Source organism: Actinomadura sp. NPDC047616 (assembly GCF_040642915.1).
GTDB lineage: Bacteria > Actinomycetota > Actinomycetes > Streptosporangiales > Streptosporangiaceae > Spirillospora > Spirillospora miaoliensis.
Map to the genome: position 1 here is coordinate 484,863 of NZ_JBEYTB010000004.1, position 24,184 is coordinate 509,046.

A 24,184-nucleotide genomic window follows, 5' to 3' on the forward strand; every position below is an offset into this window, starting at 1 on the left:
TGGTCGTCACCACGGCAGGATAATGCGGCATCGCACGACGTTTCGCCTCCGCCTGACGGACCGGTGGCCTGCGGTGCCGGTCCGGCCGTCGGTTCGGTCGCTGTCCCACGTCGATGATGCGGCGAATGTCACCCCGGCCGCGCGCGCGGCACGCGGATCGACCCCAGCTTTTCAGGTATCTCTCGTTCCCGGTAGTTGAACTTCGAACAGCGCGCCGCCGCCCGGCGCCTCGCCGACGGTCAGCGTGCCGCCGTGCGTGCGCACCAGGTCGCGGGCGATGGCCAGGCCGAGCCCGGCGCCGCCGTCGTCGCGGCTGCGCGCGTCGTCCAGCCGGACGAACCGTTCGAAGATCCGCTCGCGGTCGTCCGGCGGCACCCCCGGGCCGTCGTCGGCGACGCGCAGCACCGCCCGCGTGCCGTCCGCGGACGCGGCCAGCGACACGCGGATCGCCGACTCGGCGTGCCGTTCGGCGTTGTCGAGCAGGTTGGACAGCACCCGGGCCAGGCGGGTGCGGCCGCCCATGACCGGTGGCGCGTCGCCGGCCACGTCGGCGTGCACGGCCAGGTCGCGCCCGCCGGCGGGACGGCGGCGCAGCTCCTCGCCGACCAGCGCGGCGAGATCCACCGGTTTCGCCTCGACGGGCCGGTCCCCGGCGTCCAGGCGGGCGAGCAGCAGCAGGTCGGCGGCCAGATGCTGGAGCCGGATGACGTCGTCGGTCAGCCCCTGGACGTCCAGCAGCTCCGGATGCGCGGCGGCCACCTCCAGCTGGGTGCGCAGCGACGCGATCGGGCTGCGCAGCTCGTGGGAGGCGTCGGCGACGAACCCGCGCTGCCGCGCCACCGACCGCTCCAGCGCCGCCAGCGTCTCGTTGGTGGTGGCCGCGAGGTGGGCGACCTCGTCGCGCGACCGCGGCAGCGGGACGCGCCGGGCCAGGTCCCCGGACGCGGTGATCTCCGCCAGCTCCCCGCGGATGGCCTCCACCGGACGCAGCGCCCGCCGCGTCACCAGCCACGTCACCACCGCGACCACGATCAGCAGCGCGGGCAGGCCCACCAGCATCGCGCGCGCCACCGTGCCGACGGCGTCGCGCGTGGTCTGCAGCCCCGCGCCCGCGTAGACGGTGACGGTCTCCCCGGCGGGCGTGGTGGCCTGGACGGCGGCGAACCGGTAGTCGGCGGTGTGCCCGTCCACGGTGGCGGTGCCGGTGGAGTGGCTCACCTCTCCGGAGACCTGGCCGCGTCCGGGCGTGTCGTCGTCGCCGTGGTCGCCGTCCCCTTGATCGTCGGCGTCGTCGTGGTGGGTGGGGGGCGCGCTCGCCGTGGCGCCGGGCCGTACCTCGCTCGTGCCGGTGCCCGTGATGGCCGTCAGGTCCTCGCTCACCGCCCGTACGCGGCCCAACGCGTCCACGACCTGGACGGGATGCTCATCGCCGTCGTCGAGTTCCAGCCGGTCGAACGGCGTGCCGGTGGCCAGGTGCGAGGCGATCTCGCGCGCGGTCACCTCGGCCTGCAGGTCGGCCCGGCCGGCGAGGTTGGCGCGCAGCAGCAGCACGACCGCCAGCCCGGCGGCCACCAGCGCCGCCGCGACCACGGCGGTCGCCCCCAGCGTCGTGCGGGCGCGCACCGAGTCGAAGAACCGCACGGTCAGCCGCCCCCGTCCGGTGTGCGCGGGGCGCCGCCGTCGGTGGCCAGGCGGTATCCGGCGCCCCGCACCGTCGTGATCGACCGGCGGCCGAACGGGGCGTCCAGCTTGCGGCGCAGCGCGCTGACGTACACCTCCACGATGTTGGGATCGCCGTCGTAGGCGAAGTCCCACACGTGCTCGATGATCTGCTGTTTCGACACCACCCGGCCCGCGTTCACCGCGAGCTGCTCCAGCACCGCGAACTCCTTGGCGGTCAGCTCCACCTCCGTGCCGCCGCGCGTCACCCGCCGGGCGGCCTGGTCGACGGTGAGGTCGCCCAGCACGATCGCGGGGGAGCCGCCGCGCGTGCGGCGCCGCAGCAGCGCCCGGATGCGGGCCAGCAGCACCACGTAGGAGAACGGCTTGGTCAGGTAGTCGTCGGCGCCGGTGTCCAGGCCCTCGGCCTCGTCGTACTCGCCGTCCTTGGCGGTCAGCATGAGGATCGGGGTGTCGTCGCCCGCCGCCCGCAGCCGCGCGCACACCCGGTAGCCGTTCAGGCCGGGCAGCATCACGTCCAGCACGATCAGGTCGTAGTCGTGCGCGACCGCCCGGTCCAGGCCGGTGACGCCGTCGTACGCCACGTCCACCGCGAAGCCCTCGGCGGCCAGCCCGCGCGCCAGCGCGTCGGCCAGCCGTTTCTCGTCCTCCACGATGAGCAGGCGCATGCCCCTCAGGCTGCCAGAGCCACCTGAAGAGGATTTCAGGTTGGTTCAGGAGCGCTACAGGTCGGGTTGCCAGCGTGGTACCCGTCGGAGGCGGCCGACCGGAGCCGCCGCGAACGACGGGAGGAATTCATGGGTTTCGCCAGGAAGGTGCTGTCGGGCCGCGGCCTGCTGGTCGCCGGGCTCACCGCGGGCGTGCTCGCCGCCGGCGGGACGGCCGCCGCGTTCGCCGCCGGCGGGGACGACGACGACACGGCGCCGCGCGCCCCGCGCATCGGCTACGCGCAGGCCGCCGACGCCGCGCTGAAGGCGGTGCCGGGCGGCCGGATCGAGAGCCTGGAGCTGGACGACGACGGCCGGGCCCTGTGGGAGGCCGACGTGCTGGCGGGCGACGGCGTCTGGCGCGACCTGCGCGTCGACGCCGGCGACGGCCGGGTGGTCTCCAACCACGTGGACCGTCCCGAGGACGGCGACGACGGCGACGACCGGGACGACCGCAAGGAGCACGACGGCGCGTCCGGCCGCCCGGCGCAGGCGCGGGCGCTGCAGTCCGCGAAGGTCGACGCGGTGCGGGCCGCCGGGGCCGCGTCGCGGTCCGCGCCCGGCGTGGTGACCTCGGTGGAGTTCGAGCACCGTGCCGCGCAGCCGGTGTGGGAGGTCGACATCACCGGGCAGGACGGCCGCGAGCGCGAACTGCACGTGGACGCCGCCACCGGCAAGGTCGTCGCCGACGACGACTCCGGCGACGACTCCGGCGACGACTCCCGCGACGACTCCGGCGACGACGACTGAGTTTTCGGGGGACGCGACGCGGCGCGGCGGGAATGAGATCGTACGCGGGGAGGTGACGGTCGATGCAGATCACGCTGGTGCAGGGAGACATCACCGAGCAGCAGGTGGACGCGGTGGTGAACGCGGCCAACTCGTCCCTGCTCGGCGGGGGCGGAGTCGACGGGGCCATCCACCGCAAGGGCGGCCCGGAGATCCTGGAGGAGTGCCGCAGGCTGCGCGCCTCCCAGTACTGCGGGGGCCTGCCGACGGGGCAGGCCGTGGCGACCACCGCCGGACGGCTGCCCGCCCGCTGGGTGATCCACACGGTCGGGCCCGTCTACTCGGCCTCCGAGGACCGGTCGGAGCTGCTGGCGTCCTGCTACCGCGAGTCGCTGCGCGTCGCCGACCAGCTGGGCGTGCGGTCGGTCGCGTTCCCCGCGGTGTCGGCCGGGATCTACGGCTGGCCCATGGAGGACGCGGCGCGCATCGCGGTGCGCACCGTCCGCGCCACGGCCACCACCGTGGAGGACGTGCGGTTCGTGCTGTTCACGCCGGACGCCTACGAGGCGTTCGGCAAGGCCGTCGGCGACGGCTGAGCACCCGAGCCCGTGAGCACGGGGCGTCAGGCGTCGGCGGCCAGGGCGCGGGCGGCGGCGTAGTCGGCCTTGCCGTTGGGCAGGCGCAGGCTGCGCCGCGTTCGCGCGAACGCTTTGGGGATCTTGTATCGGGCCAGGTGGCGGGCGCATCCGGCGCGCAGCTCCGCGTCGTCGGGGCCGTCGCCGTCCCGGTCGCCGGCCACGCGCAGGACGGCGACGATCTCGGTGCCCCACCGCTCGCTGGGACGTCCCACCACCAGGGCGTCCAGCACGCCCGGCAGGTTGCGCAGCACCCCCTCCACCTCCTCGGCGAAGACCTTCTCCCCGCCGGTGTTGATCGTGGTGGCCTCGCGGCCGTGCACCTCGACCGTCCCGTCGGCCAGCAGCCGGGCCCGGTCGCCGGCGATGACGACGCGTTCGCCGTCCACGGTGCGGAAGGTGGCGGCGGTGCGCTCCGGGTCGCCCAGGTAGCCGAGCGGGATCGTGCCGGTCTTGGCCAGCCAGCCCAGCTCGTCCTCGCCGGGGGACAGGCGGCGGGTGCGGTCGGCGCTCAGCACCCGGGCGTCCGGCGTCGGGACGAACGGGCCGTCGGCGGCGCCGCGCCGGGTCACCTGGAACCCCGACTCCGAGGACCCCAGCACGTCCACGATCCGCGCGTGCGGCAGCCGCTCCAGCAGCCGCCGCTTGACGTCCGTGCTGATCGCGGCGGCCGAGTTCAGCAGCGTGCGCAGCTCGGGCAGCTCGACGCCGCCGCGTTCCAGCTCCGCCAGGACGGGCCGCGCGAACGCGTCGCCGACCACCGGCATCCGGGTGACGCGTTCGCGCGCGGCCGTGGCCACCAGGTCGGCGGCGTCCAGCCCGTCGACCCGGCCGGGGAACACCACGCAGGCGCCGCCGCACCAGGCGCCCAGCGCCGACCACGTGCCGCCGCCGTGCATCAGCGGCGGGCCGACCAGCACCCGCTGCCGGGCGCGCCTCGCCCGTTCGACGGCCTCGTCCAGGTCGGTGATGGGCGTCCCGTCGCGGCGGGCCAGGCCGAGCGGGCCGGTCATCAGGTCGCCGATCCGCCACAGCACGCCCTTGGGCAGCCCGGTCGTCCCGCCCGTGTAGAGGATGTGCAGGTCGCCGGGGTCGGGGTGGACGCCGTCGAGCGGGGTCGCGGGGGCCTCGGCCAGCGCGGTCTCGTAGTCCAGCGCGCCGGGCGCGAGAGGCGTGCCGGAGCCGTCGCGCACCTGGAGCAGCAGCGGGGGCCGGTCGAGCCGTTTGGCCACGCGCGCGATCACGGGGGCGAAGCACGCGTGGTAGAGGATGGCGCGCGGGCGGGCGTCGCCGAACAGTTGCGCCAGCTCGTCGTCGACGTACCGGTAGTTGACGTTGAACGGCGCGACGCGGGCCTTGTGCGCGCCCAGCAGCCCTTCCAGGTACTCGGGCCCGTTGTGCAGGTAGAGCGCCAGGTGGTCGTGCGGCGACTCCCACGGGTGGGCGGCCTTGCCCCGGACGCCGAGGCCGTGGGCGTGCAGGACGTGCGCCAGCCGCCGCGTCCGTTCGGCGACCTCGGCCCAGGTGCGCCTGCCGTCGCGCCACACCACGCACTCGCGGTCGGGCACCGCGGCGGCGATCGCCTCGTGCAGGGTCGCCAGGTCGAGCTGCGGCATCGGCTGGGGCATCGGCACTCCCTTCGCACACGCTCCAGGAGATCACCGTAACCGAACACTTACCGAATCTCATTCAGTTACGGCGATCAAGGCTCAGCGGCCCGCGTTGCCCAGCGCCCGGGTGCCCCGGTCGACGGTCTCCAGCCGCGTCGTGCCCTCGCCGACGCGGAACGTGCGCAGCGTGAGCAGCTCCGGCGTCGCCGCCGAACGGATCGACCGCACCGCCTTCATGGTCGCCGTGATGCCCGCCGGGGTGACGTCCATGACCACGTAGCCGTGCGCCGCCGAGTTGAAGTACTCCAGGTGCGGGTTGCTGCCGCGCAGCGCCCACGTCAGGTCGGTCTCGGGCGGCACCAGCAGCCCGCCCTGCCCGAACGTGGCCATCTCCGTCAGGTTGGACGAGGTGACCGAACCGCCCAGCAGGCTCACGCCGACCGGCCGCTGCAGGGGGTTGTCGAAGTCGGGCCGCAGGTACCCGGCGCCGAACGAGTGCAGGTCACCGGTGATCGTGACGAGGTTCTCCACGTCGCGGAACGCCGACAGGATCCGCGTGCGCTCGGCCGGGAAGCCGTCCCACTGGTCCAGGTTGAGGAACACCTCGAACCGCCCGTCGAGCAGCGAGCGGGCGTTGGGCCGCGCGTTGACCTGTTGCGCCTTGACCCGCTGGGATCGCCCGTGGTCTCGTAGATGTAGTCGCCGAGGTGGACGATGAAGTCGACGTCCTCCTCGGCCAGGTGCCGCAGCGCCGTGTAGTAGCCGTTGGTGTAGTCCTGGCAGGAGATGTAGCCGAAGCGCAGGCCGCCCAGGGACGCTCCGGGCGCGGGCAGGGTTCGGAACCGTCCCGTCCGGCTCGCGGTGCCGCCGACGATGAACCGGTAGTAGTAGGTCTGCCACGGCCGCAGCGCCCTGGCGGAGACCCGCACCTTGACCGTGAAGTCGCGGCTCTCCTCGGCGGTGGCCACGCCCCGCACCAGCGGGGTGCCGAACGCCTCGTCGGCCGCGATCTCGTACGCCACGCTCGGCGTCGCCCGCGCCGCGTCCGGCGCCACCCGCGTCCACAGCACGGCCCCGTCCGGCGACGGGTCGCCCGACGCCACGCTCTGCGGGAACACCTCCTCGGCCCGCCGCGCCCCGCGGATCTGGAAGAGCCGCGCCACCGTGTCGGGGGACCCGGCCGCGGCGGGCACCGCCTCCCCGACCGACCAGGTCACCGCCGCCGCGAACGACAGGCCCAGGAACGAACGACGGGACACCCGGCTCACGGCGACCTCCGGCGGGGGGATCGGGGATCTTGACCGACGCAACCCTGACGGTGGCCGACGAGCGCCGGGTAATCAACAGATGGCCGCCGGGCGACGTGGCCGATAGTGGCAACGACCTGCGCACGCCCAGGCACACGGCACAATCACTGGGTGGCCCCCCGCACGACCAAGCCCCGGGGAGAGGTCACCCGGGGCACCACCGCCCCCAACCGGCTGCGCCGCATCGACCGCTGGATCACCGCCACCCAGACCGGCCCCCTGCGCACCGGCCCGCGCCCCCTCGTCGTCGACCTCGGCTACGGAGCGTCGCCCGTCACCACCGTCGAGCTGTACACGCGGCTGCGGCGGGTGTCCCCGCGGGCGGAGGTCGTCGGCATCGAGATCGAGCCGGAGCGCGTCGCCGCGGGGCTGGCCTTCCTGGACAACGCCCCCGGCCGTTACGAGGGGCTGTCGTTCCGGCGCGGCGGCTTCGAACTGCCCGTCGAGCGGCCGCCCGTGCTCGTCCGCGCCTTCAACGTCCTGCGGCAGTACGAGGAGGCCGCGGCCTGGCAGGCGTGGGACGAGCTGTCCGCGCGCCTGGCGCCCGGCGGCGTCCTGGTCGAGGGCACCTGCGACGAGATCGGCCGCCGCGCCGTCTGGGTGACGCTGCGCGGCGGCCGACCGCAGACGATCACGTTCGCGGCGCACGTGACGTCCCTGGACCGCCCCTCCGACCTGGCCGAACGCCTCCCCAAGACGCTGATCCACCGCAACGTGCCCGGCGAACGGGTGCACGCGCTGCTCACCGCCTTCGACCACTGCTGGGCGATGGCGGCACCCCACTCGGCGTTCGGCCCCCGCGCCCGCTGGATCGAGGCCGTCCGGCTCCTGGCCCGCACCCACCCGGTGCTCGTCCACCCGCCCCACGGGGGCCGGGCGCGCTGGCGGCTGGGCGAGCTCACCCTCCCCTGGTCGGCCGTGGCGCCCGCCCCGTGAGATCCCGCGCGCTCAGACCCGGTGGACCTTGTGGGCGGTGGCCTGGGCGCGGGGCTGGACGTCGATGCGGTCGATGTTGACGTGCGAGGGACGCGTCACCACCCACGCCACGCAGTCGGCCACGTCCTCGGCCACCAGGGGCTCCGCGACGCCCGCGTAGGTCTTCTCGGCCTTCTCCGCGTCGCCGCGGAAGCGCACCAGGGAGAACTCCTCCGTCTTCACCATGCCCGGCGCGATCTCGGTGATCCGCACCGGCTCGCCCACCAGTTCCAGGCGCATCACCTCGTTCACCGCGTAGGCGCCGAACTTGGCCGCGTTGTAGCCCGCGCCGCCCTCGTACGGCTGGTGCGCGGCCAGGGAGGTGATGTTGACCACGTGCCCGTCGCCGCCGGCGATCAGCTTGGGCAGCAGCGCCTTGGTGACCCGCAGCAGCCCCAGCACGTTGACGTCGTACATGCGGGCCCAGTCGTCGGGGTCGGCCTCGGCCACCGGCTCCAGCCCGATCGCGCCGCCGGCGTTGTTGACCAGCACGTGGCACGCGTCGACCGCCGCGGCCAGGGCGTCCACGGACTCCTGGGAGGTCACGTCCAACGTCACCGCGGCCGTCCGGCCCGCGCCCGGCACGTTCTCGGCGATCTCCTTGGCCAGGGCGTCCAGCCGGTCGCGTCGCCGCGCCGCCAGCACCACGTTGAACCCCTCGGCGGCCAGCCGCCTGGCCGTGGCCGCTCCGATACCGCTGCTTGCTCCGGTCACTACCGCCGTCTTACGCATGCGCCCAGCTTTCCAGGCACGACGGGGCCGCGCACCGCCGGGGGCGGGGCGCGTACCGGCAGGTGAGGTTGATCACGACCGGTGCCGAAGCGGTTGGGGACCGCCGCCCGGGAACACCTGAAGCGGGTGGATAGGTTGCAGTAGCGGAGGTGGTGTCCGGTGCCGCGTCGAATCAACCGGGTTGCGACGATCAGCGTTCACACGTCCCCTCTCGACCAGCCCGGTACCGGAGACGCGGGCGGCATGAACGTCTACGTCGTGGAGGTCGCCAAGCGGCTCGCGGCACGCGGCGTCGAGGTCGACATCTTCACCCGCGCCACCTCGCGCGCGCTCCCGCCCGTCGTCGAGCTGGCGCCCGGCGTCGTGGTCCGCAACGTCATCGCCGGGCCGTTCGAGGAGCTGGACAAGAACGAACTGCCCCGCCACCTGTGCGGCTTCACCACCGAGGTGCTGCGCGCCGAGGCCGACCACGACCCCGGCCACTACGACCTCCTGCACACCCACTACTGGCTGTCCGGCCAGCCCGGATGGGCCGCCAAACGCCGGTGGGGCGTGCCGCTGGTGCACTCGATGCACACCATGGCCAAGGTCAAGAACGCCGCGCTGGCCGACGGCGACGCGCCCGAGCCCCGGGACCGCGTCCTCGGCGAGGAGCAGATCGTCCAGACCGCCGACCGGCTCGTCGCCAACACCGCCAAGGAGGCCGGCCAGCTCACCCGGCTGTACGGGGCGGCGCCGTCGCAGGTGGAGGTCGTCACGCCCGGCGTGGACCTGTCGGTCTTCCGGCCGGGGGCCGCGCTGGCCCGCGGGCTGCTGCCGCACCGCACCGGCCCCGCCCGGCGCCGCCTCGGGCTGCCGCGCGACGCCTACGTCCTGCTGTTCGTCGGCCGCATCCAGCCGCTCAAGGCGCCGGACGTGCTGCTGCGCGCCGCCGCGCGGATGCTCGCCGACGAGCCGCGCCTGCGCGGACGGCTGGTCGTCGCCGTCGTCGGCGGGCCCAGCGGCAGCGCCCGGTGCCGTCCAGAGGAACTGCACTCCCTGGCCGCCGAGCTCGGCCTGTCGGACGTGGTGCGCTTCGAGCCGCCCTGCCCGCAGCCGGAGCTGGCCGACTGGTACCGCGCCGCGGACGTCACCGTCGTCCCGTCCCACAACGAGTCGTTCGGCCTGGTGGCGGTGGAGTCGCAGGCGTGCGGCACGCCCGTCGTCGCGTCCGCCGTGGACGGGCTGTGCACGGCCGTGCGCGACGGGGAGTCCGGCCTGCTGATCTCGGGCCACGACCCCGCCGACTACGCCGCCGTCCTGCGCCGCCTGCAGGCCGAACCCGGACTGCACGCCCGCCTGTCGCGCGGTGCCGTGCGACACGCCCAGCGGTTCGGCTGGGACGCCACCGTGGACCGCCTCCTGGAGGTGTATACCGGTGCACTGTCCACGTTCGCGACGTCCCGCATCCCCGCCGAGGTGACAGTGTGAGTGCCGCAGGTTCCGATCCGGTTTCGGTGATCGAGGAGACGCTGCGGGCGGCGGAGCTGGAGTACGAGACGCCGCGCGACGGCGCGTTCTTCGTCAGGCTGCCCGGCCAGCGCAAGCTCGCCACCATGACGTGGCTGATCGTCGGCGACCACAGCCTGCACGTCGAGGCGTTCTTCTGCCGCCGCCCCGACGAGAACCACGCCGAGTTCTACCGCTTCCTGCTGGAGCGCAACGGCCGCATGTACGGGGTGAGCTTCGCCCTGGACGAGGTCGGCGACGTCCACCTCGTCGGCCGCCTGCCGCTGGGCGCGATCACCCCCGAGGAGATCGACCGGCTGCTCGGCTGCGTGCTGACCTACTCCGACGAGAACTTCAACAAGGCGCTGGAACGCGGCTTCAAGACCTCCATCCAGCGCGAGTGGGACTGGCGCGTCAAACGCGGCGAGAGCCTGGCCAACCTGCGGGCCTTCGCCTCGTTCGCCGACCCCGCCAACCGCGACCCGCGATAACCCCCTGTTCACGCCGGGCGGATAAGCTTCCATGCCATGGCGACCCTGGTACTGCTGCGGCATGGCGAAAGCGTCTGGAACGCGGAGGGGCTGTTCACCGGGTGGGTGGACGTCGACCTGTCCGCCAAGGGCGAGAGTGAGGCCACCAAGGGCGGCGACCTGCTGCTCGACGCCGACATCACGCCCGACGTGGTGCACACCTCGATGCTGAAGCGGGCGATCCGCACCGCGAACATCGCACTGGACGTGGCCGACCTGCTGTGGATCCCGGTGCGCCGGTCCTGGCGGCTCAACGAGCGGCACTACGGCGCGCTGCAGGGCAAGAACAAGGCGCAGACCCGCGAGGAGTTCGGCGAAAAGCAGTTCATGACCTGGCGCCGGTCCTACGACACCCCGCCGCCGCCGATCAAGGACGACGACCCGCTGTCCCAGGTCAACGACCTGCGCTACGCGAGCCTGCCGTCCGAGCTGATCCCGCGCACCGAGTGCCTGGCCGACGTGGTCGACAGGCTGCTGCCGTACTGGTACGACGCGATCGTCCCGGACCTGGCCGCGGGCCGCACCGTCCTGGTCGCCGCGCACGGCAACTCGCTGCGCGCCCTGGTCAAGCACCTGGACGACATCTCCGACGAGGACATCGTCGGCCTCAACATCCCCACCGGCATCCCGCTGGTGTACGAGCTGGACGACGACTTCGCCCCGCTCAAGCGCGGCGGCGAGTACCTCGACCCGGCCGCCGCCAAGGCCGCCATCGAGGCCGTCAAGAACCAGGGCAAGAAGTAACGGCCGCCCACCGCCCCGCTGGCGCGAGGGCCGGGCAGCGCGAGGGCCAGGCAGCGCGAGCGCCGGGCAGTGCGGGGGCCAGGCAGTGCGAAGGCCCCGTCCCACCGGAGGGACGGGGCCTTCGCGTACCCCCAGGGGACGGCTCAGGAGTCGACGATCTCGGCGGGGCGCTGGCCCGTCACCATGTAGACCACGTTCTCGGCCACGTGCACGGCGTGGTCGGCGAACCGCTCGAAGTAGCGGCCCGCCAGGGTGATGTCGACGGCGGGCTCGACGCCGTGCTTCCACTTGGGCGACAGCAGCACGTCGAACAGCTTGCGGTGCAGCCGGTCCATGGCGTTGTCGTCCTCGTCGAGTTCGAGGCCCATCTCCACGTCCCGCGCCGCGATCACGCTGCCGGTCTTGGCGATCATGCGCTCGGCGATCTGGCCCATCTCCAGCACGGTGGCCTGCAGTTCCGGCGGGACCGCGGGCTCGGGGTGGCGGCGCCGGGCCGTCTTGGCGATGTGCACCGCCAGGTCGCCCATCCGCTCCAGGTCCCCGCTCATCCGCAGCGCGGTGATCAGGGTGCGCAGGTCCCCGGCGACCGGCTGCTGCCGGGCCATCAGGTCGAACACCGTCTCCTCGATCTCCGCGTCGATCTTGTTGACGTGCTCGTCGGCGCTGATGACCTCCTCCGACAGCCGCAGGTCGGCGTCCAGCAGGGCGGTCACCGCGCGGGCCATCGCGGAACGGACCAGCCGGGTCATCTCCACCAGCTTGTCCGAAAGGCCGTCGAGTTCCTCGTGGTAGAGGTCGCGCACTTGTGAAATCCTCGCGTGTTCCGGGACGGGGGTAGGGGAGTAGTGGGGGCACGGGTCGGGGAAACGGGCGGCCGGGCGGACTCGCCCACGCCACAGCTTGCCGTATGGGCATGAACGACGCCGAATGGCCAGGTGAACATTGGGGGAACGCCGCCGCGTCCGGTACCCCCGCGGTGCCTGACGGGCGTCAATGGCACTTACGATCCGTTGTGTGGAGGTGGAGATTGTCGCTGGTCTGGCCGCGCTCGCGGGCCTCGCGATCGGGCTCACGACGGGATTGGCGGTGCGCGTGAGCGAAAGGGCCCAGCGCGTCGCCCCGCCGGCGACCCCGCAGAGTGTGCTGCCCCCCGGAGTGGCCTCGGTGCTCAGCGTCCTGCGCTCGTCCGGCGTGGTCGTGGACGCCGAGGACCGGGTCGTGCGGGCCAGCTCCGCCGCCCGCGCGTTCGGCCTGGTCAGCGGCGACCGCCTCATGGTCGACGAGGTGTTGGCCATGGCCCGCCTGGTGCGCCGCGACGGCGAGATCCGCGAGACCGAGATCCAGGTCGGCCCGTCCCGGGCGCGCGGCCGCGCCGACGGCCGCTGGTTCGCCGTGCGGGTGGCCCCGCTCGGCTCCCAGGGCCTGGTGCTGGTGCTGGCCGAGGACCTGACCGAGATGCGCCGCGTCGAGGCGATCCGCCGCGACTTCGTCGCCAACGTCAGCCACGAGCTCAAGACGCCCGTCGGCGCCCTGTCGCTGCTGGCCGAGACGGTGGAGAGCGCCGCCGACGACCCCGAGGCGGTGCGCCGCTTCGCCGGGCGCATGCAGCAGGAGTCGGTGCGGCTGACCAACCTCGTCCAGGACCTGATGACGCTGTCGCGCATCCAGGGCGACGAGCCGCTGCCCGAGCTGCGCCCCGTCCCGCTGGACGAGGTGATCGCCGAGGCGATGGACCGCAGCCAGATCAAGGCCGGCTCCAAGAACATCGAGCTGACCAGCGGCGGGCAGCGCGGCCTGGAGGTGCGCGGCGACGAGGAGCTGCTGGTCACCGCGCTGCGCAACCTGATCGACAACGCCATCGCCTACAGCCCCGACAACACCCGCGTGGTGGTCGCCACCCGGCGCTGCGACGACCAGCGGCACGTCGAGATCAACGTGACCGACCAGGGCATCGGCATCCCCGAGAGCGACCTGGAACGGATCTTCGAGCGCTTCTACCGGGTCGACCCGGCCCGCTCCCGCCAGACCGGCGGCACCGGCCTCGGCCTGGCCATCGTCAAGCACGTCACCACCAAGCACGGCGGCGAGGTGACCGTCTGGAGCAAGGAGGGCTCCGGGTCGACGTTCACCATCCGGCTGCCGCTGCTCGGCGGGGGACGCGCCGCGCGGTCCGAGACCGGGGCGGGCGGCCTGCACGGCGGACCGCCGTCCGGCGAGCGCGCCCGGGTGGGCGCCCGCCGCCCGCCGATGCCCGCCGACGACGGCTCCATCGTGTACCCGACCCCACCGACCCCGGAGGGCCCGGCGTGGACGTCGTGACGACCGCACCGCCTGCCCTGCCGGCGGGGGCCGCCCCGCCCGTCCAGGGACCCGCCAAGACATACGCCCGGGAGGCAACACCGTGACCCGCGTGCTCGTCGTGGAAGACGAGGAGTCGTTCAGCGACGCACTTTCCTACAACCTGCGCAAGGAGGGCTTCGAGGTCGCCGTGGCGGCCACCGGGCCCGACGCGCTGGACATCTTCGAGCGCAACGGTGCCGACCTCGTGCTGCTCGACCTGATGCTGCCCGGACTGCCCGGCACCGAGGTGTGCCGGGAGCTGCGCGCCAAGTCCAACGTCCCGGTGATCATGCTGACCGCAAAGGACAGCGAGGTCGACAAGGTCGTGGGCCTGGAGCTGGGCGCCGACGACTACGTGACCAAGCCCTTCTCCACCCGGGAGCTGATCGCCCGCATGCGGGCGGTGCTGCGCCGCCAGGGCGAGGTCGAGGAGCTGGCCCCGGCGGTGCTGGAGGCCGGTCCGGTGCGCATGGACGTGGAACGCCACGTCGTCAGCGTCAACGGGGCCCCGGTCCAGCTTCCGCTCAAGGAGTTCGAGCTGCTGGAGGTGCTGCTGCGCAACGCGGGCCGGGTGCTGACCCGCATGCAGCTCATCGACCGGGTGTGGGGCGCCGACTACGTGGGCGACACCAAGACCCTGGACGTCCACATCAAGCGGCTGCGCGCCAAGATCGAGGAGACGCCCTCCCAGCCCCGCTACATCGTCACCGTGCGCGGTCTCGGCTACAAGTTCGAGCCCTGATTCACCAGGCGGCCGCGAACGGAAACGGCCCGTACGGCGATCGCCGTACGGGCCGTTCCGCGTTCTGAGCGGCCCTGAGGCGCCCTCAGGGCCGCTCGCGGCGTGTCAGTGGCCCGCGGCCGGGCTCTGCGACGTCTCGGCCGCCGGGGACTCGTGCCCGGCACCGCCCGCGGGCGTGGCGCCGCCGGTCGGCTCGGGTGCGCCCTCGTGGCCGCCGGGGGCGGGGCTCGCCGGGGCGGACGGCGTGGCGGTGGCGCCCGGAAGCGGCGACCCGCCGGACACCGGGGCATAGGTGCTGAACTCGCCCTGCTGCGGGATCACGGGGACGTTCACCTCGATGCTGCCCGCGTGCTCGAACCGCAGCGTCACCGGCAGCACCTCGCCGCCGATCAGCTGCCGGTTCAGGCTCGTCAGCACCACGACGGGGCCCTTGCCGGCCGGGACGGGCGCGGGGGCGGGCTGGCCGGGCGCGGTGGTCTGCGGAGCCCCGGTCTGCTCACCGGCGGACGGCGACGGCGAGGTGGTGCGCTCCTCCTGTGCCGTGGCCGTGGCCGTGGCGCGGGGCGTGGCCGTCGGCTCCTCGGCGCCGCCCTCCTCGGTCGGCGACGGGCTCGCACCCGGACGGGGCGACTCGGCGCCGGGTTCGGGGGAGCCGGTCGGCTTGGCGGCGGCGGTGGGGCTGGGGGAGGCGCCGGGCTCGGCCGCGCCGCCGCTCAGCGTCACGGCCGTGGCCACGCCGTTCTCCTGCGCGGCGGGCAGCACCACGGCGCCGCCCGCGATGCGGGCCTGCGCGAACGCGGGCGAGGAGACGCTCACCAGGCGGTCCTGCCGGCCCCTGACCTGGTTGATGATCGTCGCGTACAGCGGCAGCGAGCTGCCCGGGCCGAACTGCATGCCGGGCTTGGGGCCCAGCAGGAACATGTTGCGGACGTCGACCTGCGGGATCTTCGCGCCCTTCGGCACCGAGGCGTTGACGCCCTCGGTCAGCTGGGTGGGCGCGGCGGTCTGGGGTTCGCTGCCGGCGCCGCAGCCGGAAATCACCGGCGCGATGGCGACGGCACCCGCGATGGCGAGTGCGACCACTCGACGGCTGTCTCGGATCACGGCGTCGTTAACTCCTCGCGAAAGGGCGTCTGGAAGGCGTGGCGGTGGTGTGCAGGAGGCACGACCCCCGCGTTCCGGGGTACGGACGGCGCTACAGCGCCAGGGGAAGCGTAGCGAGGTCTCGCAGGTGACTGCGTTCTGGGGGTGCCTTCGGCGTGGAACGCCTCGTCGGCCGCCCGGTCGGTGCGCGCCTGGGGGGGCGCGTCCGGGGCCGCGCCCCGGGTTACGACAGCGCCTTGATCTTGTTGGTCAGGTCCGGGCCCGGCTGCGGCGCGTGCAGCACCTCGGTGACGACGCCGTCCGGCGCGACCAGGACGGCGGTCGGCGCGGTGGCCGGTGCGCCGGACGGCCGCGCGGCACCGGACGCGGTGGCCGTCGGACTCGCGGACGCGACGGGCGGGGCGTAGGTGCCGGCCAGGACGTTGCCGGTGTCGTCCACGAGCACCGCCGTGCCGTGGTGGGCGGCCCCGGCCAGCTGGCGCAGGCGCCGGACGGCCTCGTCCGGCTTCGCCTTGTCGGCGCGGCGGTCGGCGGTGATCCAGAACCGCAGCTCGAACTCCTGGGTGCGGGCCGCCAGTTCGGCCACGAGAGCCTCGCAGCGGCATTCTGGCGGCACGATGACGATCACCCCGGGGCGCAGGTCGCGCAGCGGGATCCGGGCGCGCTCGCGGCCGATCAGCGCGACCTGGGCGTCCGGCAGGTAGCCGCCGATCCGGCCGGGGGCGGCGGTGGGATGCGGGGCCAGCATGGGCGTGCTGGGACGCGGCGTCGGACGCGGCCCGAACGCCGTCATCAGCACCCCGCTGGCCAGCGCGACCAGCAGCGCGCCCGCGATGATCGGGATCGCGATGCCGTACCGGGTGAACGGCCGGGTCAGCCGCCGTATCCGCTCGCGCCGCCGCCGCTGGCGCTCCTCGCGCCGGTAGGCGATGACGTCGCGATCGAGTTCGCGGGCGTCGTCGGGCACCACGACGTCGACAGGGGGCAGCCCGTAGTCGTCGGGCTCGGGGTCGCCGTCTGGCCTCACGCCGCACCTCACATCCTCGGTCGCCGTGTCCCGGGACGGTCGCCCGTGCGGAGCGCTCGCCCCTCGTGCCCCATTTCTTCCGTGTCGGGCGCTTCGTACCCGCGCGGCCCGGCATGTTCACCTCCCAGTATGGGCCGCCCGGGCCGGGACGGCAGGGGGTTGCCGTGCGCTGTCTTCACTGATAAGCCGGGGTGTGATCCCATGGATGTCGGCCCCGGGTTTCGCTTGCGGTATGCGCCGGTCATGCACCTTTCACGGCCTTTGTCAAGACCCCAATTAAGGGGTTGACCTGCGCATTTGTCCTTAAGGTCGGTGCGGCCACCGACGGGTCCGTGCTACCCTTGCTGTAGCGGAAGGGGTACTTGTCACATGACTTTCCAGGTCGGCGACACCGTCGTCTACCCCCACCATGGGGCTGCTCGGATCGAGGCCATCGAGACTCGCACCATCAAGGGTGAGGAAAAGACCTATCTGGTCTTGAAGGTCGACAAGGGCGACCTGACAGTGCAGGTTCCAGTGGAGAACGTCGAAGAGGTCGGCGTTCGCGATGTCGTGGGCCAAGAGGGTCTGGAGAAGGTGTTCGAGGTGCTGCGCGCACCCTACACCGAAGAGCCGACCAACTGGTCGCGGCGTTACAAGGCGAACCTGGAGAAGCTCGCGTCCGGTGACGTCAACAAGGTCGCCGAGGTCGTCCGCGACCTGTGGCGCCGCGACAAGGAACGCGGACTGTCGGCCGGTGAGAAGCGGATGCTCGCCAAGGCCAGGCAGATTCTGGTCAGCGAACTCGCGCTGGCCGAGAAGACCAACGAGGACAAGGCCGAGGCCCTGCTGGACGAGGTGCTGGCCAGCTGAGGTGACCGAGAAGTCCCCACGGGTGGGCGTCGGAACCGACGTCCACCCGTTCGCTTCCACGGACCGGCCGATGTGGCTCGCCGGGCTCGAATGGCCCGGAGAGGGGCCCGGCCTGGCCGGCCACTCCGACGGCGACGTCGCCGCGCACGCCGCGTGCGACGCCCTGCTGTCGGCGTGCGGCCTGGGCGACCTCGGCGCCGTCTTCGGCACCGACGACCCGCGCTGGTCCGGCGCCTCCGGCGTCGACCTGCTGCAGGAGGTGGCCCGCCGCGTCGACGAGGCCGGCTACACGATCGGCAACGTGGCCGTCCAGGTCATCGGCAACCGGCCCAAGGTAGGCCGCCGCCGCGCCGAGGCCGAGAAGATCCTCACCGAGGCACTGGGCGGCGCCCCCGTCAGCCTCTCGGCCACCACCACCGACGGCCTGGGCCTGACCGGCCGGGGCGAGGGCCTGGCCGCCATGGCCACCGCCCTGGTCTTCCCCCGAGGCTGATCCCCGAGCCCTGATCCCACGAGCCCGATCCCACGGGTCAGGGCGTCGCGGGAAGGACGGTGGCCGTCACCTCGCCGAAACTCAGCGGCGCCCCCGTGGCGCCGGGGGCGGTGGCCCGGATGGTGACCGTGTCGCCGTCCTCCAGATAGGCGCGTCGGGTGCCGTCGGCGAGGTCCAGTGGTTCGGTGCCGTTCCAGGTCAGTTCCAGCAGGCACCCGCGGTGCTCCCGTTCGGGGCCGGAGACGGTGCCGGACGCGAACAGGTCGCCCGTGCGCAGGGACGCGCCGTTCACCGTGGCGTGCGCGAGCTGCTGCGGTGACGTCCAGTACATCAGCGCGAACGGCGGACGCGCGACCACGTGGCCGTTGATGAGGATCTCCAGGGACAGGTCCAGCCCCCACGGCTCGTCGCACCGCAGGTAGGGCAGGGGCGGGGGGTCCTGCGCGGGCGGGGTGACGCGGGCGGCCTCCAACGCGGCCACCGGCACCACCCAGGGCGAGATCGACGTGGCGAACGACTTGGCCAGGAACGGGCCCAGCGGACGGCTCTCCCAGGACTGGATGTCGCGCGCGCTCCAGTCGTTCACCAGCAGGAACCCGAACACGTGGTCGCGGAACGCCTCGGTGCCCACGCGGCGGCCCGGTGGGGACGGCACGCCCGCCACGAAGCCCACCTCCGCCTCGAAGTCCAGCCGCAGGGAAGGGCCGTAGGACGGCTCGGCTTCGCCGGGGGCGGTGAGGCGCTGCCCGCAGGGACGCACCACCGGCGTCCCGGAGACGTAGACGGTGCCGGAGCGGCCGTGGTAGGCGACCGGAAGCCGCTTCCAGTTGGGCGGGAGCGGGTCGCCGCTCGCGCGGAAGATCCGCCCGGCGTTGGCGGCGTGGTGCTCGGAGGAGAAGAAGTCGACGTAGTCGGCGACCTCGACCGGACGCAGCAATTCCACGTCGGCACGGGGCACCAGGTGCGGTTCGACGCGGTCCCGGTACGTCTCGTCGGTCAGCAGTTCGGTCAGCCGCGCCCGGTTGGCCTGCCAGGCGGCGCGTCCGGCCGCCATGAAGGCGTTGAGCGAGCCGGAGGCGAACCAGCGGCGGTCGTCGACCAGTCCCGCGGCCGCCAGCCCGGCCAGGTCCAGGACGTGCCCGCCGATGGCCACGCCGACGCGCGGCAGCTCGCCGCGCCGGGAGAACACCCCGTACGGCAGGTTGTCGACACCGAAACCGCTGCCGGCGCTGCCCGCGACCCATGATTCGCTCGTCATGAGCCGTATCTTCCCCGGGATCCCGATCATCCATCAGGCCCAGCCGGATCAGGTCGGCCCGGCCTGGGGCGGCCGGCCGCCGGTCGCTCAGGCGCCTCGCTCGGCGTCTCCGGGCGGGGTCGGGGAGCTGCGGAGCGAGCCCGACGGCGGGTTCCAGTCCCAGATGGGCAGGTCGTCGGAGCGGCCGGCGTCGCCGTTGGGCTCGGCGTCCCCGGCGGGGACGAACGGGCGCGTGGTGGTGGCCGTGTCGTCTCCGGCGTCGGGATCTTCGGCGCGGTCGACGTGTGTGAGCTCGGTGTCCTCGTCCGGGAGGGGGATCTCCGCCGTCTTCGCCTCGGCTCCGGCCTCCGGCTCCGGCTCGGGTTCGGGCTCCGGCTCCGGCTCCGGTTCAGGCTCCGGCTCGGGCTCGGGCTCGGGCTCCGGCTCGGGCTCGGGCTCCGGCTCGGGCTCCGGTTCGGGCTCGGGTCGGGCGGCGACGGCCGTGGGCACGGTCAGCGTCGGTGCGGGCTCGTCCCGAAGGACGGGGGGCGGCTCCAGCTGTTCGGTCGCGGCGACGGCGGCGGCGGGCACGAAGGACTTGGGCGCGGGCTCGTCCCACGGAATGGGAGGCGGCTCCACGGGCTCGGGGGCGACGGGCTCCGCCGGCTCGGCGGGGGCCTTCGCGGGGCGGCGGCTCTCGGTGCGGAGATGGCGGAACATGGTCAGCCACAGCCAGACGCCGATGATCAGCATGGCCTCGGGGGCGATCGCGACGCCCGCGCGCAACCGGTCGTCCGGGAGGGACGCCAGGCCCCAGACGGCGTGCTGCACGCCGATCGCGGCCATGCCCGCCAGCAGCGCGGCCAGCAGCGTCCAGCGGACGAACCGCGACCACCAGCGGCCGTGCCGTGCGACCACCAGCGACAGGATGACCACCACGACCGTCACGTCGGTCATGACCGGGTACGCCCAGGCCCAGCGGCGCGGCACGCGTCCGGCCAGGGCGAGGTCGCGCAGCACGTCGTAGGTCAGGACGAAGGCGCAGGCGGCGAGCGCGGTGACGGCCAGGCCGGCGGCTGCGGTGAGCAGGCGGCGCAGGGCCGTGCCGCGGGGAGCGTCCGGCTGGCCGGAGCGATCAGTCGACATGTGGGCTCGTCTCGGGGCGTGGACCGGGGTCGGTGAACGGACCGGCCCGGCGGGGGCCGGGCGGCCGTCCCTATCTTCGCGAGCATCGGCGCGGACTGGGTACGTCACACGCGGGGACGCACGTTATGGGCAACACGTACCCGGGCGAGGGGCGCCCCCGAGGAGGGCTGCCATGCCGTACTACAGGGCCGTCGGCGACATTCCGCGCAAGCGTCACGTGCAGTTCCGCCGCCCGGACGGCGGTCTGTACGCCGAGGAGCTGATGGGGGAGGAGGGCTTCTCCTCCGACGCCAGCCTCCTCTACCACCGCTACGCCCCCACGGCCATCATCAAGAGCGAAGGCGTCGAGGACGGCGCGGGCGCCCAGCTGGATCTGGCGCCCAACCAGCCGTTGCAGCCCCGCGCGTACCGCACCCAGGACCTGCCCGCGGGCGGCGACCTGGTGACGGGACGGCACCTGCTGTTCGGCAACGACGACGTGCGCATGGCGTTCGCGGCGGCGACCGCCCCCAGCGAGCTGTACCGGAACTCCATGGGGGACGAGGTCGTCTACGTCCAGACCGGTGCCGCGCGCTTTGAGTCCACCTACGGCGCCCTCGACGTGGCCGAGGGCGACTACGTCGTCATCCCGACCGGGACGATCCACCGCTGGGTACCGTCCCAGGGCGAGCCGTTGCGCGCGCTGGTCGTGGAGGCACGCGGGCACATACGGCCCCCCAGACGGTACCTGTCGCAGTACGGGCAGTTCCTTGAGCACGCCCCCTACAGCGAACGCGACCTGCGCGCCCCGGCGGAACCCCTGCGCGTGGAGGGCGAGCAGGTGCCGGTGCTGGTCCGCAACAGGGGCGGCCTGTCACGGCTGACGTATCTGCACCATCCGTTCGACGTGGTCGGCTGGGACGGTTACCTGTACCCGTACGCGTTCAACATCCGCGATTTCGAACCGATCGTGAAGCGCACCCACGCGCCGCCGCCCGTGCACCAGACGTTCGAAGGCACGGGTTTTGTGATCTGCTCGTTCTGCCCCCGTCCGCTGGACTTCGACGAGCACGCCGTGCCGATTCCCTACAACCACCACAATGTCGACTCCGACGAAATGATGTTCTACGTGGGGGGCGACTACTCGGCCCGTAAGGGCTCGGGCATCGGAATCGGCTCGATCTCGCTGCATCCGTCCGGGTTCACCCACGGGCCGCAGCCGGGCGCGGTTGAGGCGGTGGTGGAGGCCGTCCGGCAGGGCCACACCACGACGTCCGAGACGGCCGTCATGATCGACACGTTCCGGCCGCTGCTGCTGGGCGCGGCGGCGCGCCGTTGCGAGGACCCCGAGTACGCCTGGACGTGGGCGCGGTCGGCGACCTGACCGGGACGGTGATTTCCTGGGCGGTGATTTTCTTCGCCCTTGATGGGGTAGGCGGATGTTTGTGCCCTTCCCCTCGTCCGTGCTGGAACAGGCGGCCCGCAGGCACCTCGGCGAGCCGATCCGTGCCTTCGACGCCCGTGGCGCCCGGCGCCGCGCACTGGCCTGCCCGGCGCTGGCGGCGTCGGCGGCCGCCGCGTTCGCCGCGCCGGCAGTGGCGGGCTTCGGGAGCGGGCGGCCGTGGCCGGGCGTCCTGGCCGCGCTGGCGGCCGTCGTCTGCCTGTGCGGCGCCGTCTGGACGCTCCGCAGAGCCGCCTGGGCCCTGCGCCGCACCGGAACCCCCCGGATCGTCTATTTGTTCGTCCACGGGCTCGTGGTGGACGACGGGAGGGGCCTGGCCACCCACCACTGGGACGAGCTGACCGCCGTCACCGTGTCGGGCGTGCGGACGGCGGCGGGGGCGCGCACCCGGTGGCGGGTGACGGTCACGGCGGCGGGCGGACGCGAGATCGCGCTCGGCGGCGGCATGCCGGACGCCGGGGTGCTCGGCGAGATCGTCTCCGCCGAGGTGACCGCGCGCGCCGTGCCCCGGCTCATGGCCGCGATCGAGGCGCGCGAACGGGTCCGGCTCGGGCCGTTCACCCTCGGCCCGCAGGGCGTCGGCAAGGACGGCGACCGGCTGCCCTGGCCGGCGGTCGCCGAGGCCGGCATCGACAACGGCGTGGTGTACGCGCGCGACGCCGACGGCCTGGTCGAGATGACCGCCCTGGCGGCGCGGGTGCCGAACGCGGTGGCGTTCGTGGAGGTGTGCCGCCGCGTCGGGGCCGGCCACCACGACGACGACGGCGACCTCGTCCGCTGAGAACGCCGCTACTTGCAGAGCTTCTGGGTGGCGGTGCCGGTCTCGATCTCGGGTTTGCCGGGGGTGGGGGAGGGCGACGGGGAGGAGATCTTCACGCGCTTGGCGCCGTCCCAGTCGGCGCCCACCATGACCTGCACGCGCGAGCCCAGCGAGGACACCTTCCGCAGCTTGGCGCCCGGGACGGCGGCGGCGACGGTCCTGGCCGCCTTCTCGCCGTCCGGGCCGTACTGGATCTGCGTCGTCTGCAGCCCGCGCCGCGCCACGCCCGGCACCACCGTCACCGGGAACCCGACGCGGCGCAGCTCGCCGCCCGCCCGGGTGGCCAGGCCCGGGGTGCCGATCGCGTTGAGCACCCGCAGCGGGATCTCGTCCGGCGGGACGGTCGGCCCGTCGCTCGGCTTGGCGCTGGGCTTGGCCGCCGACGGGCTCGCCGACGGCGAGGCCAGCGGCTGGTCGCGGTTGAGGCGGTGGAACAGGTCGCGGGCGTGCCGCTGGTCCCACAGCACCGTCGACTGCGGCTGCGGCGAGTTCCACAGGTTGACGTTGTAGTCCTGGTTGGCCAGCGGGACCTTGGCGAAGGTGACGTTGTCGGTGGACAGGTCCTTCATCTGGTCGGCGAGCTTGGGCAGGTTCTCGGCCAGGTCCTCGTCGACCCGCAGCGACTTCAGCGCGGCGTTCAGGAAGCGCGTCGACTTGACCGGGTCGCTCAGCGTCCGGGAGTTGAGCGCCTGCTTCATCATCGACGCCATGAACCGCTGCTGCCGGTCGATGCGGCCGAGGTCGCTGCCGCCGGTCAGGGTGTAGCGGGCGCGGGCGTAGCTGAGCGCCTTCAGGCCGTCCAGGCGCGATGTGCCCGCCGGCAGCACCAGCCCGCTCTTGCGGTCGTTGATGGGCTCCTCGGTGCACACCTCGACGCCGCCGAGCGCGTCCACCATGTTGATGAACCCGTAGAAGTTGACCTCGACGTAGTGGTCGATGGACACCCCGGTGGCCCGCTTGACCGTGTCGACGGTGAGGTCCGGCCCGCCGAACTGGTACGCCCACGTCAGCTTGCCGGGACGCGCCGGGACGGAGGAGCCCTTGGCGCCCTCCGAGCCGTTGGAGCGGTGCGCGGGGATCGTCACGTACGAGTCGCGCGGCAGGTTCACCACGCTGACGCGGTCGTGGTCACGGGACACGTGCACCAGCATCATCGTGTCGGACCGCTCGCCGGGCTCGTGCCCCAGCCGCGCCGCCTTCTGCTGCGCGCGGGTCAGGCCCTCGCGCCGGTCGACGCCCGCCACCAGGACGGTCATGGCGCCCTTGGGGCCGTCCTTGTTGAGCCCGCCGACCTTCACCCGGTCGATGGCGTCGCTGACGTAGTTCTGGAACGCCCACGCGCCGCCCGACGTCAGCAGCACGAACGTCGACATCACCCCGGTCACCATCAGGAAGCGGCGCTGCCGCCGCGCGCTGACGGCCGCGCGGGGGCTCAGCCCCGGGCCGGGACGGCGCGGGCCCCGCGGCGCGTCCACCGCGACGCGGGGGGCGGGCAGGCCCTCGACGGTGACGCCGTCGATGTCCTCCTCGTCACCGGCCCCGCCCGCACCGCCGGACGGGCCGTCCGCGGGTCGCGGCCGGAAGTACCGTTCGAGCGGATCGCTGTCGTGACCGTCCCTCATGTTGGCTCTGCCATCCTGGCCGCCGCCTCCCGAAGCCTCATCGACGCCTGGCCGCTCGTCGCGCCGCAGGTGCCGCGAACGTTCCCCACTTTAAAGTGGGGAACACCGGTCCGTTCGCTACCTGAGGCTCGTGTCCTTGGAGTAACGTGGCGCCGTCTTGACCTCCTCCCCGGCGGCCGCACTCGCCCAAGGGTGTCGTGAGCTGCGTCATGAACGAGCGAGC

The 24,184-nt window shown here is 73.5% G+C and carries 23 protein-coding genes and 1 pseudogene; 12 read left to right on the top strand and 12 right to left on the bottom strand.

Annotated features, from left to right (window positions below):
- Window positions 1-171 precede the first annotated feature (171 nt).
- Complete coding sequence (locus tag ABZ801_RS12995; protein ID WP_360696829.1) at window positions 172-1,641, bottom strand: HAMP domain-containing sensor histidine kinase; 1,470 nt, start codon at window positions 1,639-1,641, stop codon at window positions 172-174.
- Window positions 1,642-1,643: 2 nt separating this feature from the next.
- The gene (locus ABZ801_RS13000; RefSeq protein ID WP_344957026.1) at window positions 1,644-2,348 is read right to left on the bottom strand and encodes a response regulator transcription factor; all 705 of its coding nucleotides are present in this window, start codon (window positions 2,346-2,348) and stop codon (window positions 1,644-1,646) included.
- A gap of 129 nt (window positions 2,349-2,477) precedes the next feature.
- Here ABZ801_RS13000 and ABZ801_RS13005 point away from each other — a divergent pair, with 129 nt between their 5' ends.
- Window positions 2,478-3,137, top strand: a complete 660-nt coding sequence (locus tag ABZ801_RS13005) for a PepSY domain-containing protein (RefSeq protein ID WP_360696833.1) — start codon at window positions 2,478-2,480, stop codon at window positions 3,135-3,137.
- Window positions 3,138-3,199: 62 nt separating this feature from the next.
- The gene (locus ABZ801_RS13010; protein WP_360696836.1) at window positions 3,200-3,712 is read left to right on the top strand and encodes an O-acetyl-ADP-ribose deacetylase; all 513 of its coding nucleotides are present in this window, start codon (window positions 3,200-3,202) and stop codon (window positions 3,710-3,712) included.
- 26 nt (window positions 3,713-3,738) lie between these two features.
- On the opposite strand, the gene ABZ801_RS13015 is transcribed toward ABZ801_RS13010, so the two are convergent.
- The 3 genes and pseudogenes from ABZ801_RS13015 to ABZ801_RS13025 form a co-directional block, all read right to left on the bottom strand.
- A complete protein-coding gene (locus ABZ801_RS13015) occupies window positions 3,739-5,379 on the bottom strand; it encodes an AMP-binding protein (RefSeq protein WP_360696839.1) in 1,641 nt (546 codons plus the stop codon).
- A gap of 81 nt (window positions 5,380-5,460) precedes the next feature.
- Window positions 5,461-5,964, bottom strand: a complete 504-nt coding sequence (locus tag ABZ801_RS13020; protein ID WP_360696843.1) for an alkaline phosphatase D family protein — start codon at window positions 5,962-5,964, stop codon at window positions 5,461-5,463.
- Window positions 5,965-6,041: 77 nt separating this feature from the next.
- Window positions 6,042-6,629, bottom strand: a pseudogene (locus tag ABZ801_RS13025) (PhoD-like phosphatase N-terminal domain-containing protein); the annotation flags it as partial.
- A gap of 150 nt (window positions 6,630-6,779) precedes the next feature.
- Between ABZ801_RS13025 and ABZ801_RS13030 the strand changes: the two are divergent.
- The gene (locus ABZ801_RS13030) at window positions 6,780-7,604 is read left to right on the top strand and encodes a class I SAM-dependent methyltransferase (RefSeq protein WP_344957016.1); all 825 of its coding nucleotides are present in this window, start codon (window positions 6,780-6,782) and stop codon (window positions 7,602-7,604) included.
- 12 nt (window positions 7,605-7,616) lie between these two features.
- Here ABZ801_RS13030 and ABZ801_RS13035 read toward each other — a convergent pair whose 3' ends face one another.
- Complete coding sequence (locus tag ABZ801_RS13035) at window positions 7,617-8,375, bottom strand: SDR family NAD(P)-dependent oxidoreductase (protein WP_360696846.1); 759 nt, start codon at window positions 8,373-8,375, stop codon at window positions 7,617-7,619.
- Window positions 8,376-8,534: 159 nt separating this feature from the next.
- On the opposite strand from ABZ801_RS13035, the gene mshA reads away from it, so the two are divergent.
- The 3 genes from mshA to ABZ801_RS13050 are packed head-to-tail and all read left to right on the top strand — an operon-like array spanning window position 8,535 to window position 11,137.
- A complete protein-coding gene (mshA, locus tag ABZ801_RS13040) occupies window positions 8,535-9,845 on the top strand; it encodes a D-inositol-3-phosphate glycosyltransferase (RefSeq protein WP_344957011.1) in 1,311 nt (436 codons plus the stop codon).
- The gene (locus ABZ801_RS13045) at window positions 9,842-10,354 is read left to right on the top strand and encodes a YbjN domain-containing protein (RefSeq protein WP_344957009.1); all 513 of its coding nucleotides are present in this window, start codon (window positions 9,842-9,844) and stop codon (window positions 10,352-10,354) included. The genes mshA and ABZ801_RS13045 overlap by 4 nt, the downstream gene beginning before the upstream one ends.
- Window positions 10,355-10,390: 36 nt before the next feature.
- Window positions 10,391-11,137, top strand: a complete 747-nt coding sequence (locus tag ABZ801_RS13050) for a phosphoglyceromutase (protein WP_344957007.1) — start codon at window positions 10,391-10,393, stop codon at window positions 11,135-11,137.
- Between the two features lie 143 nt (window positions 11,138-11,280).
- Here the strand turns inward: ABZ801_RS13050 and phoU are convergent, their stop codons facing one another.
- Window positions 11,281-11,940: a phosphate signaling complex protein PhoU gene (gene phoU, locus ABZ801_RS13055; protein ID WP_344957004.1), complete on the bottom strand. Its 660-nt coding sequence runs from the start codon at window positions 11,938-11,940 to the stop codon at window positions 11,281-11,283.
- Between the two features lie 211 nt (window positions 11,941-12,151).
- Between phoU and ABZ801_RS13060 the strand changes: the two genes are divergently transcribed.
- Both ABZ801_RS13060 and ABZ801_RS13065 read left to right on the top strand, forming a co-directional pair.
- A complete protein-coding gene (locus ABZ801_RS13060; RefSeq protein ID WP_344957001.1) occupies window positions 12,152-13,456 on the top strand; it encodes an ATP-binding protein in 1,305 nt (434 codons plus the stop codon).
- An 82-nt stretch (window positions 13,457-13,538) separates the two neighbouring features.
- Window positions 13,539-14,219 (top strand): response regulator transcription factor, encoded by a 681-nt coding sequence (locus ABZ801_RS13065; RefSeq protein ID WP_344956999.1) that lies wholly within the window; start codon window positions 13,539-13,541, stop codon window positions 14,217-14,219.
- Window positions 14,220-14,324: 105 nt separating this feature from the next.
- Here the strand turns inward: ABZ801_RS13065 and ABZ801_RS13070 are convergent, their stop codons facing one another.
- Window positions 14,325-15,323: a hypothetical protein gene (locus ABZ801_RS13070; RefSeq protein ID WP_360696853.1), complete on the bottom strand. Its 999-nt coding sequence runs from the start codon at window positions 15,321-15,323 to the stop codon at window positions 14,325-14,327.
- A gap of 223 nt (window positions 15,324-15,546) precedes the next feature.
- On the bottom strand, window positions 15,547-16,350 hold the full coding sequence (locus ABZ801_RS13075) for a hypothetical protein (protein WP_360696856.1): 804 nt from the start codon (window positions 16,348-16,350) through the stop codon (window positions 15,547-15,549).
- Between the two features lie 369 nt (window positions 16,351-16,719).
- Here ABZ801_RS13075 and ABZ801_RS13080 point away from each other — a divergent pair, with 369 nt between their 5' ends.
- Complete coding sequence (locus tag ABZ801_RS13080) at window positions 16,720-17,202, top strand: CarD family transcriptional regulator (RefSeq protein ID WP_067910339.1); 483 nt, start codon at window positions 16,720-16,722, stop codon at window positions 17,200-17,202.
- A gap of 22 nt (window positions 17,203-17,224) precedes the next feature.
- On the top strand, window positions 17,225-17,695 hold the full coding sequence (gene ispF, locus ABZ801_RS13085; protein ID WP_360696859.1) for a 2-C-methyl-D-erythritol 2,4-cyclodiphosphate synthase: 471 nt from the start codon (window positions 17,225-17,227) through the stop codon (window positions 17,693-17,695).
- A gap of 37 nt (window positions 17,696-17,732) precedes the next feature.
- On the opposite strand, the gene fahA is transcribed toward ispF, so the two are convergent.
- Window positions 17,733-18,953, bottom strand: a complete 1,221-nt coding sequence (gene fahA, locus ABZ801_RS13090) for a fumarylacetoacetase (RefSeq protein ID WP_360696862.1) — start codon at window positions 18,951-18,953, stop codon at window positions 17,733-17,735.
- A gap of 87 nt (window positions 18,954-19,040) precedes the next feature.
- Window positions 19,041-20,078 carry a hypothetical protein gene (locus ABZ801_RS13095; RefSeq protein ID WP_360696865.1) on the bottom strand — a complete coding sequence of 346 codons (1,038 nt, stop codon included), beginning with the start codon at window positions 20,076-20,078 and terminating at the stop codon, window positions 19,041-19,043.
- Window positions 20,079-20,250: 172 nt separating this feature from the next.
- Here ABZ801_RS13095 and ABZ801_RS13100 point away from each other — a divergent pair, with 172 nt between their 5' ends.
- Together ABZ801_RS13100 and ABZ801_RS13105 are read left to right on the top strand one after the other, a co-directional pair.
- On the top strand, window positions 20,251-21,441 hold the full coding sequence (locus ABZ801_RS13100) for a homogentisate 1,2-dioxygenase (RefSeq protein WP_360696868.1): 1,191 nt from the start codon (window positions 20,251-20,253) through the stop codon (window positions 21,439-21,441).
- Window positions 21,442-21,496: 55 nt separating this feature from the next.
- A complete protein-coding gene (locus tag ABZ801_RS13105) occupies window positions 21,497-22,300 on the top strand; it encodes a DUF6585 family protein (protein WP_360696871.1) in 804 nt (267 codons plus the stop codon).
- Window positions 22,301-22,308: 8 nt separating this feature from the next.
- Here ABZ801_RS13105 and ABZ801_RS13110 read toward each other — a convergent pair whose 3' ends face one another.
- On the bottom strand, window positions 22,309-23,961 hold the full coding sequence (locus ABZ801_RS13110) for an LCP family protein (protein WP_360696874.1): 1,653 nt from the start codon (window positions 23,959-23,961) through the stop codon (window positions 22,309-22,311).
- Window positions 23,962-24,184 lie beyond the last annotated feature (223 nt).

Excerpts from the sequence above, each read along its gene's own strand:
- ABZ801_RS13035 (WP_360696846.1), bottom strand. The coding sequence starts at position 8,375 with ATGCGTAAGACGGCGGTAGTGACCGGAGCAAGCAGCGGTATCGGAGCG.
- fahA (WP_360696862.1), bottom strand. The coding sequence starts at position 18,953 with ATGACGAGCGAATCATGGGTCGCGGGCAGCGCCGGCAGCGGTTTCGGT.
- ABZ801_RS13015 (WP_360696839.1), bottom strand. The coding sequence starts at position 5,379 with ATGCCCCAGCCGATGCCGCAGCTCGACCTGGCGACCCTGCACGAGGCG.
- ABZ801_RS13080 (WP_067910339.1), top strand. The coding sequence starts at position 16,720 with ATGACTTTCCAGGTCGGCGACACCGTCGTCTACCCCCACCATGGGGCT.
- ABZ801_RS13050 (WP_344957007.1), top strand. The coding sequence starts at position 10,391 with ATGGCGACCCTGGTACTGCTGCGGCATGGCGAAAGCGTCTGGAACGCG.
- ABZ801_RS13000 (WP_344957026.1), bottom strand. The coding sequence starts at position 2,348 with ATGCGCCTGCTCATCGTGGAGGACGAGAAACGGCTGGCCGACGCGCTG.
- ABZ801_RS13005 (WP_360696833.1), top strand. The coding sequence starts at position 2,478 with ATGGGTTTCGCCAGGAAGGTGCTGTCGGGCCGCGGCCTGCTGGTCGCC.
- ABZ801_RS13095 (WP_360696865.1), bottom strand. The coding sequence starts at position 20,078 with ATGTCGACTGATCGCTCCGGCCAGCCGGACGCTCCCCGCGGCACGGCC.
- ABZ801_RS13100 (WP_360696868.1), top strand. The coding sequence starts at position 20,251 with ATGCCGTACTACAGGGCCGTCGGCGACATTCCGCGCAAGCGTCACGTG.
- ABZ801_RS13110 (WP_360696874.1), bottom strand. The coding sequence starts at position 23,961 with ATGAGGGACGGTCACGACAGCGATCCGCTCGAACGGTACTTCCGGCCG.
- ABZ801_RS13010 (WP_360696836.1), top strand. The coding sequence starts at position 3,200 with ATGCAGATCACGCTGGTGCAGGGAGACATCACCGAGCAGCAGGTGGAC.
- ABZ801_RS13105 (WP_360696871.1), top strand. The coding sequence starts at position 21,497 with ATGTTTGTGCCCTTCCCCTCGTCCGTGCTGGAACAGGCGGCCCGCAGG.